15 protein-coding genes are annotated in these 17,460 nt (G+C 49.9%); 10 read left to right on the forward strand and 5 right to left on the reverse strand.

Annotated features, from left to right (window positions below; genetic code table 11):
• Positions 1–81: 81 nt before the first annotated feature.
• Both asd and B4V02_RS05100 read right to left on the reverse strand, forming a co-directional pair.
• The gene (gene asd / locus B4V02_RS05095) at positions 82–879 is read right to left on the reverse strand and encodes an archaetidylserine decarboxylase (RefSeq protein ID WP_007431882.1); all 798 of its coding nucleotides are present in this window, start codon (positions 877–879) and stop codon (positions 82–84) included.
• 87 nt (positions 880–966) lie between these two features.
• Positions 967–2,100, reverse strand: coding sequence for a YheC/YheD family endospore coat-associated protein (locus B4V02_RS05100; RefSeq protein ID WP_094153977.1), 1,134 nt, complete (start codon positions 2,098–2,100; stop codon positions 967–969).
• A 208-nt stretch (positions 2,101–2,308) separates the two neighbouring features.
• Here B4V02_RS05100 and B4V02_RS05105 point away from each other — a divergent pair, with 208 nt between their 5' ends.
• Together B4V02_RS05105 and B4V02_RS05110 are read left to right on the forward strand one after the other, a co-directional pair.
• A complete protein-coding gene (locus B4V02_RS05105; protein WP_094153978.1) occupies positions 2,309–3,472 on the forward strand; it encodes a glycosyltransferase family 4 protein in 1,164 nt (387 codons plus the stop codon).
• 113 nt (positions 3,473–3,585) lie between these two features.
• Positions 3,586–4,359: a WIAG-tail domain gene (locus B4V02_RS05110; protein WP_094153979.1), complete on the forward strand. Its 774-nt coding sequence runs from the start codon at positions 3,586–3,588 to the stop codon at positions 4,357–4,359.
• 92 nt (positions 4,360–4,451) lie between these two features.
• Here B4V02_RS05110 and B4V02_RS05115 read toward each other — a convergent pair whose 3' ends face one another.
• The 3 genes from B4V02_RS05115 to B4V02_RS05125 form a co-directional block, all read right to left on the reverse strand.
• On the reverse strand, positions 4,452–6,254 hold the full coding sequence (locus B4V02_RS05115; RefSeq protein WP_094153980.1) for a M4 family metallopeptidase: 1,803 nt from the start codon (positions 6,252–6,254) through the stop codon (positions 4,452–4,454).
• A gap of 421 nt (positions 6,255–6,675) precedes the next feature.
• Positions 6,676–8,448 carry a M4 family metallopeptidase gene (locus B4V02_RS05120; protein WP_094153981.1) on the reverse strand — a complete coding sequence of 591 codons (1,773 nt, stop codon included), beginning with the start codon at positions 8,446–8,448 and terminating at the stop codon, positions 6,676–6,678.
• A 506-nt stretch (positions 8,449–8,954) separates the two neighbouring features.
• Complete coding sequence (locus B4V02_RS05125; RefSeq protein ID WP_094153982.1) at positions 8,955–10,736, reverse strand: M4 family metallopeptidase; 1,782 nt, start codon at positions 10,734–10,736, stop codon at positions 8,955–8,957.
• Positions 10,737–11,333: 597 nt separating this feature from the next.
• On the opposite strand from B4V02_RS05125, the gene B4V02_RS05130 reads away from it, so the two are divergent.
• The 8 genes from B4V02_RS05130 (at position 11,334) to B4V02_RS05165 (ending at position 17,453) form a co-directional block, all read left to right on the forward strand.
• Positions 11,334–12,272: a glycosyltransferase family 2 protein gene (locus B4V02_RS05130; RefSeq protein ID WP_094153983.1), complete on the forward strand. Its 939-nt coding sequence runs from the start codon at positions 11,334–11,336 to the stop codon at positions 12,270–12,272.
• A complete protein-coding gene (locus tag B4V02_RS05135) occupies positions 12,269–13,204 on the forward strand; it encodes a glycosyltransferase (RefSeq protein ID WP_167383742.1) in 936 nt (311 codons plus the stop codon). Before B4V02_RS05130 ends, B4V02_RS05135 begins: the two co-directional genes overlap by 4 nt.
• Complete coding sequence (locus B4V02_RS05140) at positions 13,201–14,001, forward strand: glycosyltransferase family 2 protein (protein WP_094153985.1); 801 nt, start codon at positions 13,201–13,203, stop codon at positions 13,999–14,001. Before B4V02_RS05135 ends, B4V02_RS05140 begins: the two co-directional genes overlap by 4 nt.
• Positions 13,998–14,729, forward strand: a complete 732-nt coding sequence (locus B4V02_RS05145) for a sugar phosphate nucleotidyltransferase (protein ID WP_007431871.1) — start codon at positions 13,998–14,000, stop codon at positions 14,727–14,729. Before B4V02_RS05140 ends, B4V02_RS05145 begins: the two co-directional genes overlap by 4 nt.
• A 73-nt stretch (positions 14,730–14,802) precedes the next feature.
• Positions 14,803–16,263: a glycosyltransferase family 2 protein gene (locus B4V02_RS05150; protein WP_094153986.1), complete on the forward strand. Its 1,461-nt coding sequence runs from the start codon at positions 14,803–14,805 to the stop codon at positions 16,261–16,263.
• Positions 16,264–16,381: 118 nt separating this feature from the next.
• On the forward strand, positions 16,382–16,669 hold the full coding sequence (locus tag B4V02_RS05155) for a hypothetical protein (protein ID WP_007431869.1): 288 nt from the start codon (positions 16,382–16,384) through the stop codon (positions 16,667–16,669).
• Positions 16,670–16,698: 29 nt separating this feature from the next.
• Positions 16,699–17,031 (forward strand): alpha-helical endospore appendage domain-containing protein, encoded by a 333-nt coding sequence (locus tag B4V02_RS05160; RefSeq protein WP_043891250.1) that lies wholly within the window; start codon positions 16,699–16,701, stop codon positions 17,029–17,031.
• Positions 17,031–17,453 (forward strand): hypothetical protein, encoded by a 423-nt coding sequence (locus B4V02_RS05165; protein WP_094153987.1) that lies wholly within the window; start codon positions 17,031–17,033, stop codon positions 17,451–17,453. Before B4V02_RS05160 ends, B4V02_RS05165 begins: the two co-directional genes overlap by 1 nt.
• Positions 17,454–17,460: the final 7 nt, after the last annotated feature.

Below are 17,460 nucleotides of genomic sequence, written 5' to 3' on the forward strand. Positions count from 1 at the left end.
TTGACAAAACGAAAAGGACCCAGGCAGTAATGCCGGGTCCTTTTTGTATGGGTAGCTGCAACGCACTGGCGGTAAAGCCGGTTACGCTTTAGCATCATGGCGGAAGCAACCAAGACGTTGTCCCATTTTTACCACATCGCCCGGCTTCAACGCGGGGTCTGGCTCAAACGTCCCATTTTCCGTCAATAGAACGACGGTTGATCCAAATTCGAAATATGCGAGATCGTCGCCTTTTTGCCATGAAACGGCTTGATCGTCCGTATACTTGATGCTGCTCACATTCATCGCGCCAACTTTGACGACAGCCACCTCACCATATTCATGGGCAATGTACGTAATCTGTCGTTCATTACGGCTAAGTACTCGCTTCATATGCTGCAAACCGAAGTCATTTACGGGATATACCTTGCCGCGCAGATGCTCCTTCTCTACCAGCGTGCCGGATACCGGCGCATGAATACGATGATAATCCGTCGGGCTGAGGTAGAGCACATAAGCATAGCCGTGTGTGTACTTTTCAAGACGCGGCGAGCGGTTAAGCAGCTCATCCAGCGTATAATCCTGTCCTTTGACATTCAAAAGAGTGCCAGACGTAATTGGTCCAGTAAAAGTAATCCGTGCATCCACCGGACTGGTCATCACCTCGGCGTTCGTATCAATCGGGCGCATGCCCGCTTTCAATTTGCGTGTAAAATAGGCGTTCAGAGAACGGTATGCCTTCCATTCCTGTTCCGCCTCATGCGTCTGGATCTGGTACGTACGTATAAAGGTGGGGATAAAAAGTCGGCTTGCACCGCTTTGCGCGAAGGAGCCCACAATCCGGCACACCCACTTGCGCGATGATAGCTCCGTCATGAGCCGCAGCCATTGTTTTGCCATTTCAGATCCCCCTGTTCATCTCCGAGCCGTCTTGGCCGGAACCTGTCCGGCCGCTCTGAACTATATTGACACAGAATGTGACGTAAATCAATACAGTGGACGATCGAGTGAACGTTCGGTGTCTGCTGAAGGCATCCGTTCAAGAAGCCACCGGGCGTAAGCCATTGGCTGAGTGTACGTTTCCTTCCAGACATTGTTCATGCCTGCCTGACTGAAGCCGTAGCGCTGGTCGCGACCGTTGCACTCGATAAAAAAAATGTTGCCCTCTTGGGTGATACCCAGATCCAAACCGACGTCAGCAAGCCGGGGAAGGCTCTGTGCCAGTCGGTGAACGATTTGTAACGCGAGTCTCTCCAGTTCATTCATCAAACGGGCTATATTCGAGACTTTAGCCGCCTGTGCCTGTGCCTGTGACAACACCTCCGGTAAGGAACGGGCTGTACCGCCCTGTGCCACATTGGATACAAAGGTGTGGGAAGGGGCAATTTTGGCAAACATGCCTGTCACCCCCCAGATGCCGCCATATCCACGCTGAACGGTCACACGGATATCAAAGGGACGATTGTTGTACAAAGCAAGCGGTATGGTTTCCTGTACGATGTGAGGCACATGCAGCAGTCGCTTGTGCAGAAATAAAGGCAGTTCTCCGACATGTAAGCGTAGCGTGGACCAGCGCTCACGTTTAGAAGGATGAGCACATTGCAGGGTCCAGTGGCCACGGGAATGCCGCAGACGCATAATTCCTCTGCCAACACTACCGCTGCTGGGCTTAATTACAACATCCCCGGTTTGCTCCATCAGAGAATGGATTGAAGACAGGTTGCCTTGCAATGTTTTGGGGAGGTGGATGCGTAGCAACGGGTCTTCCTGCAAAATCGCGTGTATATGGTCCTTGCGGAAACGGTTTTGTTCATTAAAAATATAGATTCCCTTTTGTACCAGCCTATGGATATCGCTGGCATTTTCATTATGCCGATAAAGAGTTCGATTGTGGATGACCGGCGGCAACGGAAGAATCATCTGCCGATACTCGTTGCCGTGTTTAACAAAAGCCCGGCATGTTCCAGTCACTATATGAATATCCTCCAGACGAAGAAAGCAGGGGATGAGCTCATAGCTTAACCCGGCGTCCTCGTAATTGGCGATGGATTCATATCGCGTCTTCATGGCGGGGATGCCCCGGTAGGCCACCGGGTTGAGCATGACGCCGACATGCAACATGAGTATGTCCGCCCTCCTTATAGTCACTCCAACTGACCATACTGTAATTCTAGTCCATCATATGTATCAATGATTGGCCAGGCATGGACGCTAGCCTTGCGGTATGCCCAAAGTGAGAAATCAGGCACCTTTCAGGGAAGGAGACGATATGATACTAGATGAGTGTTGAAGGGTGCTGGAATAAGAGAGGGAAGTAGGTGAAGGATGGATGCAGAGGCCCAAGGTAGCGGTCGTTACACCGGGCTCTTTTGTGATACCTTCGCCCCGCAGCAGCTCTGTGGAGCGGGTTATTGCCTGTATGGTACCACTAGCCAGTCATGTGCTTCAGGCACAGATCTATGGGATCAAGGGAACAGAGACACCGGACCATGGAGACGTGGACGGAGTCCCATGCATGCGTTATACGCGAGGGGCAGGCTATATTCCAGAGGTAATTGCTGACTTGAAGAGATGGTCACCTGCAGTAGTAGATGTACACAACCGCCCGACTGCTGCGCATGCCATTCGCGAGGCTTTGCCTGATAGCCGAGTGGTGCTGACCTTGCATTCGACCACTTTTATCCGCGAGCCCCATCTCAAACGAGAGGACATAGGCAGACTGCTGCTGCCACTCGATCGGATCGTCGTGAACAGCGCTTATTTGGGGGTCAGCGTCGCCGCCAACAGTCCTGCTGTTGTTAGGGAACGTATCGTCGTAAACAACCTGGGCATTCATCCCGGTGATTTTCTGCCACGCTGGACCCCGGTAGGAGAAGCGGTCAGAGCGGCGCGATTGGACGACTTCGGCTGGTCAGGCCGACGGATCGTGCTATACGCAGGCAGATTGATGCCGGGGAAGGGTGTTCACCGGCTGCTCCAGGCCCTGCGCCGTGTCGTCCGGGCCTGCCCGGATGTGCTGCTGCTCATTGCAGGCAGCGCTTATTACGGTCACGACCGCCTCACGCCGTACACGGCTTCGTTGCGGCGGCAGATGCGTAAGCTAAGATTGGAAAAGCACGTCCAATTTCTGGACTATGTTCCCCATCCGGCGCTGGCCTCGCTCTATCAGTTGGCCGACGTGGCTGTCGTTCCTTCGGTGGAGGATGAAGCCTTCGGGCTGGTCAATCTGGAAGCTATGGCGGCAGAAATGCCCGTGGTTGCTTCCCGTATCGGCGGCATTCCGGAGGTTGTACGACACGGCGAGACGGGCTGGCTTGTCGATCCATCCCCCGGGGAGCGGGAAATGGCTGCGGCCATCATCGGACTGCTCCGGCAGACGGGCTTGCGGCGGCGGATGGGAGAAGCCGGGCTTGGTGAGGTGCGGAGACGGTTCTTATGGCAGCATTCAGCACAGCGATGGGCGCAAATGATGCTGGATTGTGCAACCGAGTGACATGGGCGCCTTTATGTGCATAGGCTAACTTATAGGCATTAGCCATGATTCCCAGCCGGGTGAATGAAGCGGAGCGACCGCTGGTTCACTCCTGTGCCAAAGGAGCGGTCACTATGAATCATCGTACGAACCATGGTCATAAGGATAAGAAAACAGCGCGGCGCAACCTTCCCAACGAGGCCCCCCGTGTGAGCAAGGATAAAACGGCTTCAACTTCTGGCATTCATAGACCGATACAGCGTGGAGAGTCAGCGGTACCCACATCCATAGAAACGGAACTCTCGGTTCAAGCTGTTGAAGAAGTGGTCAGGAAGAAGCATAAGCTGCCCAAGACGCTGGAGGAAGCGATGCTGATGAATCGGGCATCTGTATTGCTGTTGTCTGTACCTGATTCGGATACGGAAATCCAGACGGATAACGACCTTCCGTTGATCACGACGGAAGGTCAGGCAGAGCAAGAATCGTTACTCGATTGTTCCATTACCAGTATCCACATAGCAGAAGGGAGACATCGCTCCAAGCAGCGAATGGTCTTGCCCGGGGAAAATGCCGATCCAGGTATCCACATGGACGACCCATCAAGGGTAGATGCAATTGAAGATGGCATATCGGCCTGTGATGAGGCTTCTGATCCAGAGAAAGCTTCATCTCAATTTGGCAGCATTCCTTTTTACCTTCCCGCCACAACAGACAGGGATGAAGTGAGCATTGTGTTCAAAAAGCCATTTATCAATACCCAATATGTAGTCACAGCCAATGCGAGTGTGCCGGGGGTGATGGTAGGTGTCACAAAACGTCAGAGGCATTCAGCGGTACTTACTGTGGAACGTGAACACTCGGGCTCGACATGTGAAGGGGTGATCCTGTGGATTGCGATGGGATATTGAAGGCAAAAAAAGGCGTCCCGCTGAGGGGACGCCGTATATATAAGGAGGAAGGGGGTAAACTTGTAATATCTGAGGAGATGTGTCCAACAAACTTATTTTATACCTACAGCATCAAAGGACTTAATGGCAGAGGTTACCGCTATTGAATCCTCACCGTAGCTATCCTTGGCCGCCTGAATAACGGCAGCACGCGCGGTGGAGAAGTTAGAGGTCGAAGTCAAATAGTTAGTAAACGCATTATAGTAGATATAGACGGCAGCATCACGTCCGATTCCATCTACCTTGATTCCATGGAAGGTCCCGCCCTGTGCCAGTAGATAGTAGGCTTTATTAATAATACCGCTATTGATGTGGGCCCCGCCATAATCCTCGTTATTTGGGTCAGGATAAAAATTGCTGTAGTGATCTACCTGACCGTATTTGACCGGATCGGAAAGGGAGCGGATGGCGTCACCCTTAATGTTAGGTGTATAAGCGACTTTGCCAAAATCCCAATTGGTGCGATCGATGTCATTGCCGATAATATCCGAGATGGCTTCGCTCAGGGCAGCAGATTCACCGAAATATACCAGCCCGGATGAATGCTCGGTTACGCCGTGCGTCAGCTCATGAGCGACAATTTCAAGGTCGCTGCTGAAAGGGGCAAACAACGTGCCGTCTCCGTCCCCGTAGAGCATATGCGTTCCACCCCAGTGGGCATTATTGTAGTTCTTTGGACCGTAATGGACGGCCGAGGCGATGGCCATGCCATGCCCGTCAATGCTGTCGCGCCCAAATCTATCTTTGAAATAATCATAAGTGCGAATCGCGTAAGCATGGGCATCTACCGCAGCCGGATCTTCCCATACGTTATCTGAGTCTGTATACAGGGTGCCGGGAAGCGTCTCGGTGTTGTGAACGTTATAAGTTAAAATGCCTTTACCACGGGTAGTATCCTTTAGCTGGTATTTCTTGCCCGAAGCGGTCGTTTCAAATGTTTTGGTATCGCCAAATACACCGCGTCCTTTGCCAATGACTTCGTTAAGGATGTCATATTTGTATACGATTTTTCCGTCATTAGCATCAATGAAGTAACGTGTGCGCAGTAAAGTAGGCTGCAAAATGTTAACTTCAGTTACATAAACGAGACGAGTTGAGTCTGCATAAGGATAGATGTAGAGCTCTGCTGTAGGGTCTACGCTTGGTTCCAGATTGGCGATTTTGGCAATAGATGAGGATGAAGGCTCTGCCACTTCCAATTTGCTGTTCTTCAGCTCAGCTTCTTTTTCCAGCTCCAATGGTTCCTTATCAATAGAAATCGATAATTCATTGTTAGATGCTTTTCCGTAAGTGTCTTTACTTACATTACTTGTATTCTCGATAGGTTCAGAAACGGTATTGACGGAGGAAGAAAGCGACTGAATCCGTGTAGCTGCATCTTCATACGCGGTATATACGGCCTCAGTAGCGCTGATTTTTGAAGTTGTGTTTTCTTTAGCGTCGGCTTGCTGATCCTCTGAAATGACAGCTCCCAAATAAGAGGTGATTTTACCGGACTTGTTCACATGGATTGTTTGTTCGGCTCCAAATACGGGAATTCCGTCCACATACTGCTTGAGTCGATAATGCGTTGTACCAAATTTGTCAGTGGTTCGATCCATGATGCGAAATTGCTTACGGACATTGGTGCCGCTGTTGATATTGTCCAAGCTCATTAACGTTTTCTGTTGTCGATTCAAAAAGCTCCAGACCAGGTCGTCACCAGTCACTGATGTAGGAGACTTCCAGCTTACTGTTTGAAATGTCGGTGCAAATTGAGTTGGTGCGGGAACCGCATTTTCAGCTGCGGAGGCTCCGGGAGCGGCAGAACCTAATAACATCGCTGCTCCAAGAAGTGAAAACCATACCTTGTTCATTAATATTCACTCTCCCTAGATAATGTGGGATAAAAATACCCGATTTTGAATAGGTATTGCGTCATGTATGTAGGTCTTTCATGTCTCGGCTCTGATATTAGCACAGAGAATGTCGAACGAGAAGATTCGTTTTACAAAATAGCCCAAAATAATTCATTAGTCCCAAAATGTTAATGGAAATGTCGTATCTGGTCGAAATATATCGAAAATAAATATTATGTTAACTCTCGCATAGCCATTGTAGGTTTAGAAAAAAAAAGGCAACCCTTGAGGAGGGATGCCCTAGATATAGGGGGAAGGGGTACAGACTTGCACTGCACCCCCATTTTTTTGACTGCTTACGAGCAGGATCAAATGAGGGCTGTATAGCAGGTGTCTATCTCTTGGATGAGGAACAATTGCGAGGAACACAGGATATCATTTATTTGATTCCTACCGCATCAAAGGATTGAATAGCACTGGTTACTGCCAGCGAATCAGCACCATAAAAATCCTTGGCTGCCTGTATAACAGCAGCGCGTGCGTTAGAGAAGTTGGAGGTAGAGGTCAAATAGTTGGTAAAGGCATTGTAGTAAATGAATACAGCCGCTTCGCGTCCGATACCAGTTACCGTTACACCATGGGACGTACCGCCTTGTGCCAGCAAATAATAGGCTTTATTGATAATACCGCTGTTCGTATGGACTCCGCCTTCATCATCATTGTTGGGGTCCGGATAGAAATTGGAATAATGATCCGGCTGGCCGAATCGTGTAGGATCGGACAGGGAACGCAGAGCGTCGCCTGGAACATTAGGCGTATAAATGCCGTCGCCAAGAAGCCAACTGGTGCCATCTATATCATTACCGATAATATCCGAGAAGGCTTCGTTCAATGCACCGGATTCACCATAATACTCCAAATTGGAGGTGAACTCGGTGACGCCGTGGGTAAGCTCATGTCCTACGACATCTGGATCGCCGCTGAAGAAGGTAAATGTGGACCCGTCTCCGTCTCCGTAAGTCATTTGGGAACCATTCCAGAAGGCATTGTTGTATTTTTTGCCGTAATGGACTGTCGAACGAATTTGCATACCACGTCCATCAATACTGTCGCGACCGAATTTATTCTTGTAATAGTCATAGGTTTTAATGGCGTAGGCATGGGCATCAACAGCCGCAGGGTCCTCCCATACATTGTCCGCATCAGTCATAATCGTACCTGGCGTCGTCTGGCGATTGCCAGCAGTGTAAGTCACGATTCCATTGCTGCGAGTCGTGTCTTTCAACTGATACCGATTGCCTGAAGCTGTAGTCGTAAATGATTTCGTTTTCCCGTCCACGCCGCGGCCGGTGCCTGTTGCGTGGTTGAGGATATCATACTGGAATACGATTTTGCCGGTTTTCGCATCAATGAAGTAGCGTGTGCGCAGAGGCACAGGTTCAAGAATATTAACCTCTGTTACATAAACCAGTCGTGTAGTCTCACCATCTGGATAGATGTATAATTCTGCTGTGGGCTCTACACTTGGCTCCAGATTAGCAATTTTGGCAATGGAACTTTGCTCTGCTTGGTCAACAGGGGTTAAAAGTACGTTGTTATGCGCCTCTGCGTAAGTATCATTACTTACACTGCTTTTAATCCCACTGTTTTGAATCTCACTGCCTTGATTCTCACTCCCTTGTTCCTCACTAGCCTCAGAAAGGCTATCATTGCTGGATGGGGAGGATTGAATCCGGGCAGAGGCTTCTGCATATGCGGTATAAACGGCTTCAGTGGCGCTGATTTTTGGAGTGGTATCTTCGGTCGCGTCTTGCTGCTGATCCTCTGAAATGACGGCACCCAAATAAGAGGTTACTTTACCGGCGTTGTTCACATGAATGGTCTGTTCAGCCCCATATACGGGGATCCCGTTTACATACTGCTTGAGCCGATAATGGCTTGCACCGGATTTGTCGCTTGTACGATCAATGATGCGGAACTGATCACGCACACTGGTGCTGTCTGTATTCAATAAGGTTTTCTTTTGTCGATTCAAATAGCTCCATACAATATTGTCACCGGTTACCGTGGAAGGAGCCTTCCATTGTTCAGCGTGAAAAGTCGGTGTTAGCTGAGTAGGATCAGGAACAGAATGCTCTGCTGCTGATGCACCTGGTGCTACAGCCCCTAATAACATCGCTCCCCCAAGAAGTGAAACCCATACTTTTTTCATTAAAAATCACTCTCCCAAGTGTAGTTCAGGATCAATTGTATCCTGTTTTGTTTTGGCATGGTTGCCATCTATGTAGGTCTTGTTGCCTGTTGCTTTGTTGTTTGTCTAAAATTTGTTGTTTATCTAAAACGAGATCACCATGGAAAAACAAACCTATGCAAAAAAAAAGTTTTATTTTTTTTGTGATTACATCGTCTTGGACTGATATTAGCACAGAGAATGTGGAACGAGAAGATGTTTATTCCAAATTACTCCAAAATGAGTCTAAAGTCCCTAAATTGATTTGCATTTGTCTTATTTAGTCGATAATGGTCGAAAGGTGATATAGACAAAAAAGGGCGTCCCTTTGAGGGGACGCCATATACATAAGGGGGAAGGGGTACAGCTTGTACACTGCCCCCCCAAGTCGTCCATTGTATGCGCAGGGGCAGATGACAGTTGCACAACGACAAAGGTCTGACAAAGGTCTATGGAAGAGGATAAATGAGGGGGAGCATGTATTTGATTTAGTTAACGCCTACAGCATCAAAAGATTTGGCTGCTGCGGTAGCTTGTGCCGAGCTCGCGCCGTAGAGATCTTTTGCCGCTTGTACAACGGCATCACGTGCATTGGAGAAGTCAGAAGAAGAAGTCAGGTAGTTCGTAAAGGCGCTGTAGTAAATTTGAACCGCTGCATCGCGGCCAATCCCATTGACAGTTACACCATGGAAGGTGCCGCCTTGTGCCAACAGATAATAGGCTTTATTTATAATACCGCTGTTCGTGTGAACGCCGCCGTTATCGGAGCTGCCTCTGTACAAGTTCGAATAGTGATCCGGTTGATCGTACAGTGTAGGATTGGACATAGAACGCAGTGCATCACCCGCAATGCTTGGCGTGTAAATATCATCGCCTACAAGCCAGTTTTTGCGCTGGATGTCATTGCCGATGATGTCCGAGAAGGCCTCGTTCAGCGCACCGGATTCTCCGTAATATTCCAAATTGGAAGTATACTCCGTAACACCGTGTGTGAGTTCATGACCAACTACATCCGGATCACCGCTAAACGCGATAAATGTGGTGCCGTCTCCGTCTCCATAAGTCATTTGGGAGCCGTTCCAGAAGGCGTTGTTGTAACGATTGCCGTAATGGACTGTCGAACGGAGCTGCAGGCCTCGTCCGTCAATGCTGTTGCGATTGAACTTTTCCTTATAATAATCATAGGTTTTGGCTGCATAAGCGTGGGCATCCACGCCGGCTGGATCATTCCATACGTTATCGGCATCGGTCAGGATCGTGCCCGGGATGCTTTGACGGTTGGAGGCCGTGTAAGTCACGATTCCATTCCCGCGAGTCGTATCTCTTAACTGGTAGCTGCTGCCGGAAGCGGTAGTGTTGAATGTTTTGGTATCACCGAGTACACCTTTACCTGTGCCTGTCGCTTCATTAATGATGTCATACTGGGATACGATTTTGCCATCATTGGCGTCAATGATGTAGCGTGTACGCAGCGGCGCAGGCTCCAAAATATTAACCTCTGTCACATAAACCAGCTGCAATGCATCGCCCTTCGCATAGAAATATAGCTCGGCTTTAGGATCTACCTCAGGCTGCAGATTGGCGATTTTGGCAATGGAATTTGGCTCTGCCTCCACCGCTTCAATTTTGCTATCTTTCAGGTCAGCCGCTTTCTCAAGGCTGAGCTTGTCCTTTTCAATGGAACTCGTTTTTCCGTTGTTAGCTGCTTCGGAGTAAGTGTCTTTGCTTACACTGCTTGGCTCCTCCGCATCTTTAGAAATCGTATCATCGGAGGTAGGGAGGGCTTGAACCCGTGTAGCTGCCTCCTGATATGCGGTATGGACCGCTTCAGAAGCGCTGATTTTCGGAGTTGTACCTTGCGTAGCTTCTTCTTGCTGATCCTCAGTAATCACGGCTCCCAGATAAGAGGTCACTTCACCGGATTTGCCCACATGAATGGTCTGTTCAGCTCCATATACGGGAATCCCGTTTACATATTGCTTCAGCCGATAATGGCTCACACCGGATTTGTCGCTTGTGCGATCTACGATACGGAATTGATCACGGACACTGGTGCTGTCCGTACCCAGCAACGTTTTCTTTTGCCGATTTAAATAGCTCCATACGATGTCATCGCCCGATACCGATGAAGGTGCTTTCCATTGTTCGGCATGGAAGGTTGGCGTAAGCTGAGCCGGCCCCGAAACGGAACTCTCCGCTGCTGATGCACCAGACGCTACAGACCCTAATAACATCGCTCCTCCAAGAAGCGAAACCCATACTTTTTTCATTAACATTCACTCTCCCTGATTAGTTGTCAGGATGAATCATCCTGCATTGACTAGGCATTACGCCAATTAGGTAAGTCGTGTTGTCGTCTGGAACATGAAGAAAATGGAACGTGAAGAGAAATACCGAAGTGTGTTTTTCGTGAAGTTTTTTGTGAAGTTTTTTGTGAAGTTTTCCATGAAGCGTAAGTGAAAAGAGGGGGACTGCAGGTGAAGCATATAGCCTAAAAAGGTGACAAACTCCTCCTTTCCTGTCGTATATTAGAAAGTGGAATAATAGTGGATAATGGAAAAAAAGTCCCATATGCAAAAAAAACAAATGCTGATTTATTGAACTCCCATCATCTGGCTCTGATATTAGCACAGAGAATGACGGACGAGAAGATCTATGTCACAAATTTATCCAAAATGAATCTTTAGACCCTGATAACCGATTTATTTAATAGGATTAATATGTTTTGTAAAAAAAAGTCGAAAATTGCTTTGTCGAAAAGGCTCCACGCTTGCCGTTACACACGGTATTTGGACCGCATAGGTTATGTTGAACTGTCCTAATCACGCTGTCCATCTATACAGCAATAAGGGAGGTGAGACGGGAGCATGAGGAAGCAGAGAAGAGGTGGATTCAAGCTCAATCACAGGCGGCATTCCGGTGCTAATCCTTACTCAAAGATGTGGCTGCCGGTAAGAGTGCCCAAGCTGCATATGAATCCGATAAGTCCAGTCAATGGGGAGAAACCGGGCGTGGAAAAAGGCGCACAGACAGGTGAGGAGCGGCCTTCTGAACCATCAGCGAGTGGCAAATTGCTCGTATCTGTCATTATCCCTGCCATGAATGAGCAAAAAACGATCGGAGCTGTTATTCGTGAGGCACGCCGTGTCCACCCGCATACCGAAGTTATCGTGGTCGAGAACGGATCAAGCGACAGGACGGCGAAGGTGGCAGCGGCGGCAGGGGCGCGTGTGATTTCCTTCCCGGAACCGCTGGGACATGATGTGGGCCGTCGGATTGGAGCAGAGGCAGCTTCCGGGCAGGTACTGCTTTTTCTGGATGGCGATATCGTCATTCCCTGTGTCAGACTCCGACCGTTCATACAGGCTATCTGCGCAGGAGCGGATATTGTGCTGAATGATTACCATGGACCCGTGAATCGTACGTCTGTACATCCGGTGGTTGATGCAAAGCATGTATTGAATATTTTGTCGAACCGTGTTGATTTAGGAGGGGCATCCATGACAGGTATTCCACATGCCATAAGTCAAAGGGCCTTAAAAAAAATAGGTCTAAAGTCGCTGGAGAATCCCCCTTTATTTCAAGCTATGTCCATCGTCTCCGGGTTGCGAGTGATGACTGTATATGGAATAGCTGTCGGTAGAATGAATGCAACACGCAAAAAACAAAACGGAAAGGACCCGCTGGTGGATGTGATTGTACAGGATCATCTGGATGCTATTGCCTGGATTACATCACATCTGGGAACACGTGCGGGATTCACCGATTTGGAACGCAAACGGATCAGAGACGAGGTGAAACCGTGAGCAGAGAGTATCGCAGGGGGAAGCGTGACGACCCAAGCCGGGGGATCAGACGTGTACAGCGAAGACAAGGATCGACGCATTCAATACACAGCCGCAGGGTGAGGAAACCCGCACCTCGGGGAAAGGAAATGACCGAAGTGAACCTGCCTCAGATACAAGAAGTTCCCGAGGGCATTATACTGCAGGGAACAGCGGCAGCCGTAGTCAGTGTCTGTAATGAGGAGTCGACAATTGACCGGGTGCTGGGTGAGCTGGAAAAACTTCCGCTTAAGGACATCATTGTCGTTTTGAACGGCTGTACGGACGGCACGCGCTCCATCGTAGCGAAGCATCATCCTGGCGCGACTCTCGTCAACATGCCGGATCGACTGGGGCATGATGTCGGGCGTGCTGTAGGCGCGCGTATGACGCAAGCTGATATCGTGCTGTTTGTAGACGGAGATTTGCCGATTCCAGCGTCTGACTTGCTCCCTTTTCTCCACGCGGTTGATCAGGGAACGGATGTGGCGCTTAACGATCTGAGCAGACATTTGCCGCCCTATGCACAGCAGGACAGCGTAACACGGTGCAAAGGCTTCCTGAACCGCATACTGCGCAGGCCGGATCTTGGAGCAAACTCATTGACCGCTGTACCGCACGCCTTGTCACGACGCTCGCTGGATTTGCTTGGTTCGGCCATGCTCGCTGTTCCGCCAAAGGCCCACGCCATGGCGGTACTGCACGGGATGATGGTGGCAGCCGTACACTCGGTCGACGTCATTAAAACGAACCGTAAGCGGGCCTTCAATACCGGCAAAGGAAACGCTATGGAGCAATTGATCGTCGGTGATCATGCGGAGGCGCTGACAGCGGTATTGAAGGTAGCCGGCACTTCTCCGTTCGGTCCCGTTCCTACACGGGCAGACGTTGCCAAAGGGAGGAATGCACGATGAGTATGACGAGCATTATTATCCCGACTTATAACGGCCTGCATCTGCTCAAGCCGTGTATTGAGGCGATTCGGACACATACGGTGGATGTACCTTATGAAATCATTGTAGTAGATAACGCTTCAAATGACGGCACGGATGCTTTTTGTGCAGCCGAGCGTCTGATCAGCGTGCGTCTTCCCGAAAACCGGGGATTTCCGACAGCTTGTAATATGGGGTTCCGTCTGGCTTCGGGCGACCAGCTTGTCATATTGAACAATGATGTGACAGTTACGCGAGGGTGGCTATCCAATATGCTGGCTGCACTACAGAGTGAAAGCACGGTGGGACTGGTGGGGCCGGTGACCAATTATGTCAGCGGTATTCAGCAGATTCACGGATTGGCAGGAGATTTCGCCAGTTGGATGCGATTTGCGGAGCAAAATAATACAAGTAATCCATCCAGATGGCAGGAGGTCAAGCGATTGGTCGGATTTTGCATGTTATTCCGGCGCGAACTGGTGGAACGGATCGGATTACTTGATGAACGGTTCAGTCCCGGACATTATGAGGATGACGATTATTGTTTGCGGGCACGCGTGCATGGCTATAAGCTGCTGATGTGTAATGACTGTTTTGTTTATCATCAGGGAAATGCGAGCTTTTCGCGCGAAGACACTTCCTGGAATGAAGAGTTGATCGAGCGGAACTATCGTTTATTTATAGAGAAATGGAGCATAGATCCCAGAATGTTTATCGAAACTGGAAACGTTGAGGGATTACATGCTGAACATGCTGTTGAAGGAGGAGGGAAGATATGAAAGGGGTTATTCTCGCAGGAGGAACCGGGTCGCGCCTTCATCCGTTGACTTCATTGCTCAACAAGCATCTGCTTCCGGTCGGCAAATATCCCATGATTGTGTATGGTATCGAAAGACTGCGACAGGCAGGAATCACCGATATGCTTATCATTATTGGCAAACAATCGGCTGGACTGTATACCGATTTTTTGGGTAGCGGCAGCGATTATGGTGTCCAATTGACATACCGGATTCAGGAAAAGGCGGGCGGCATTGCGGAAGCACTTGATCTGGCAAGAAGCTATATGCATCCAGAAGAAAAATTCACTGTTTTGCTAGGGGATAATTTGTTCAAGGAGGACCTGGGTCCTGTCATCGAACGGTTCAAGCAGCAGCCACCGGGGAGCGCCAGAGTATTGTTGAAAAAGGTGGCAGATGCCCGTCGTTACGGAGTACCGGTGTTTGATCCCGAGCGGCCGGAGAGCATCTCAAAAATTGAAGAAAAGCCGGAAAATCCCCAATCCAAATATTGCGTTACTGGTATTTACATGTACGATACTGCCGTATTCGATAAGATCAGGCAAATTAATCCTTCGGCGCGCGGTGAGCTTGAGATCACGGATGTCAACAACTGTTATGCCGCTGAGGGCAAGCTGGAATATGATATTTTACGGCGATACTGGAGCGATGCAGGAACCTTCGCTTCCCTGCAGGAGGCTGGAATAAAAATGAAAGGGCTTCTGCCCTGATCTCGGGTGAAGCACCATCCGGCCGGGCCAGGCATATAGTATAGGCATAATGCCACCCGGAGGAGTGAACGGCATGAAACGCCTGAGTATACGAAGGAAACATAGCAAACGGCTCGGTAAGAAAGGCTATTGGGCAGGATATAAAAGGGGTCAGGAGCAAGGCAGCAGATTTGGCCAGGCTTCGTTCGGCAAGGTGTTTGAAGGCGTCAGCATTATCATTCCGTCCTGCAATCAGCTTCATCGGCTTCGAGCTTGTATTCACCGTATTGAGGAGCATACGAGCTATCCTCATGAAATTATTGTGGTGGACTCCGGCTCAACGGACGGAACACGCACCTATTTGCTCCGTAAAAGTATCGCTGTGCGTTATGCGCTGCTAAAAAAGGATGTTCATATGCTGAGCAGCCTGAATCAGGGACTGATGATGGCAAAAGGCACAACCATTGCGGTACTGGACCCACATGTTATGGTGACTCCCGGCTGGCTGAACCGTTTGCTGGAGTGCTTGGACAGCGATCCGCGGCTGGGGGTCGTCGGGCCTGTAACGAATGGTCCATTCGGAGCGCAGCAGATTGAGGTTCCTTATATAAACGAAAATGAAGCATTTCCGTTTGCCAAGACCTACAATATTTCCAACCCGGCCGCATGGCGAGAAACCGAGAGCCTGGCCGGATTTTGTTTACTGCTGCGCAGAGAAACGCTGGAAAAAACGGGGTACTGGGACGAAGGCTGTCACAGTGGTCAGGAAGCCGCTGAAGATTGGCTGCTGCGTGTTCGCTTGCTGGGGATACGTATGGCAATTGCCGGAGATGCTTTTATTCATTACACAAAAAGTGATCGGGATACGGCCTATGCTTTTCTCCAGTCGACCGGAAAAAGCGGTTCAATGGAGGAGAATAGCCAGAACCGATCCTTTTTTGTCCAAAAGTGGGGGGACATAAATAAGCTGCTCCACAGTCAGAAAATCGGCGCAGCGAAGCCGGATGAACAGTTAACATCTGGCAAGGAAAGACGTGTGTCAGCGGCAAGCTTCTATCCCGTAGGAGCGCTCGTTCAAGGACCTTCAGGTGCAGTATTTCGGTTAGAACCGGGAAGAAGGCGCTTTCTGCATAGAGTTCGTGCTGCGGGAGGTGAATACGTAACTCCCGTCAGAATATCCCAGCTTGATCTGCTGGCACTTCCCCTGGTACCGAAGCCGGAGGTCATGGTTTCCGGTGATACGGAAGTGCCTGTAGTTGTACCGCCGGAGGAGCCCATTCCTGTGCTGGCGGCTTGCAAACCGGAAAACATGCCCATGCTCCCTACGTTGAATACCCCGGCTCAACGCAAGCAATGGATTGAGGTACTGTATGCCGAAGGCAGACAACTGTATCAAATCGGGAACAACTGGAAAAGGCCGTTCCTTACCCCCTATGCAGCCATGAGCTGGCGGGCGGCTGACTACCGAATTCAGTTGTTGTCCCCCGGAGATTTGTCCGCGCTGGTGGAGGAGCGGCCTATTATTGCGCCACCTGTGCTGCACGGGCATCTGTAATGATCGGAATAGGCGCTTTTAGGCGGAACCGACTACTCGCTGTGGCATACGCTGTAGTAGCGGAAAGCCCGTAGGTATTCGTGGGTTCCGCAAGGCGGAGCACATAAAGGAGGGGCTTATGCATAACGAGGTAGATGATTTGCTAGTTCATATTTCACATTCGCAGCAACAGATGTCAAGGTTGTTGGATGCGGAACGGCAGGTAGTCGTGCGTATGGCGCAGATCATACATGAACTGCCGGATGAGGAGCCGCGTTTTGACGGAATTCCGGGCATTCTGGAAAGCTCGGCACAAGTAAACAAAAGCATTGTTGCCTACTTGAACGGTATTGCCGATCTTCAGGAAGCAATGGCTGAAATGCTCGTTCGTGTCGTGAAAGAGACGGCATACCCGGAAGAGGAGTAACGTACCAACCAAGGGCAGGGAGTGAACACATGAGTAGGGAAAAAGCAATGATTCATATGCTGGATTCAGCTTCCAAAATGCAACGGAACGTGTCCATGATCCTGGAGGCCAAGGCGGTCGAAGCGGAAAAGATGCGTAATTGGGCGCTGAACCATCTGGCACCCAACGCATTTGATACCGATGAAGAGCAGTTGGGACGGCCGCTGGAAGTTCATGAGCAGATGGTGGAAATGCTGGAGGGACTCACCCGGCTTCAGACTGGACTTTGCAGCAATCTCAAGGCATTGCTGGATCAGGATGAGCAGCAGGGTGGCGGAATGGAAGGGATGATGGGAGGAATGGGCTCGGGGGATATGAGCTAATGAGCATGAGGCGTGAACGCGAGATCAAGCTGGATATGCTGGAGTCTATTGCTGCCAGCCAGCACGCCGTCGCCCGGATGCTGAACAGTCTTGCGGACTTAACGCCCCATGCGGATGTGTCGACTACCCGTCTGGAGGAAACCATTCGGATACTCAGCAACTACCAGGGAGAAATCACGCAAATGCTGGCAGGTATTCCATTAAGGCGGCAGGTATATGGAAAACCGACGCGGCCGTGGCTCCATATTCCTGTTCAAAAAAATGAAGCCATCACGGAAAAACAGAGGAGGAATGAAAATGAGTACAAGGTGGGAACGCATTACTCGGCGCAAAGCCCGCAAAAGACGCAGAGATGCCCGGCGTTCCAGCATTCGCAGATTAAAACAGAGAAGAAGACGCCTGCTTGCTCTAAGACGTCGTAGAAGAGGA

Source organism: Paenibacillus kribbensis, from assembly GCF_002240415.1.
GTDB classification, from domain to species: domain Bacteria; phylum Bacillota; class Bacilli; order Paenibacillales; family Paenibacillaceae; genus Paenibacillus; species Paenibacillus kribbensis.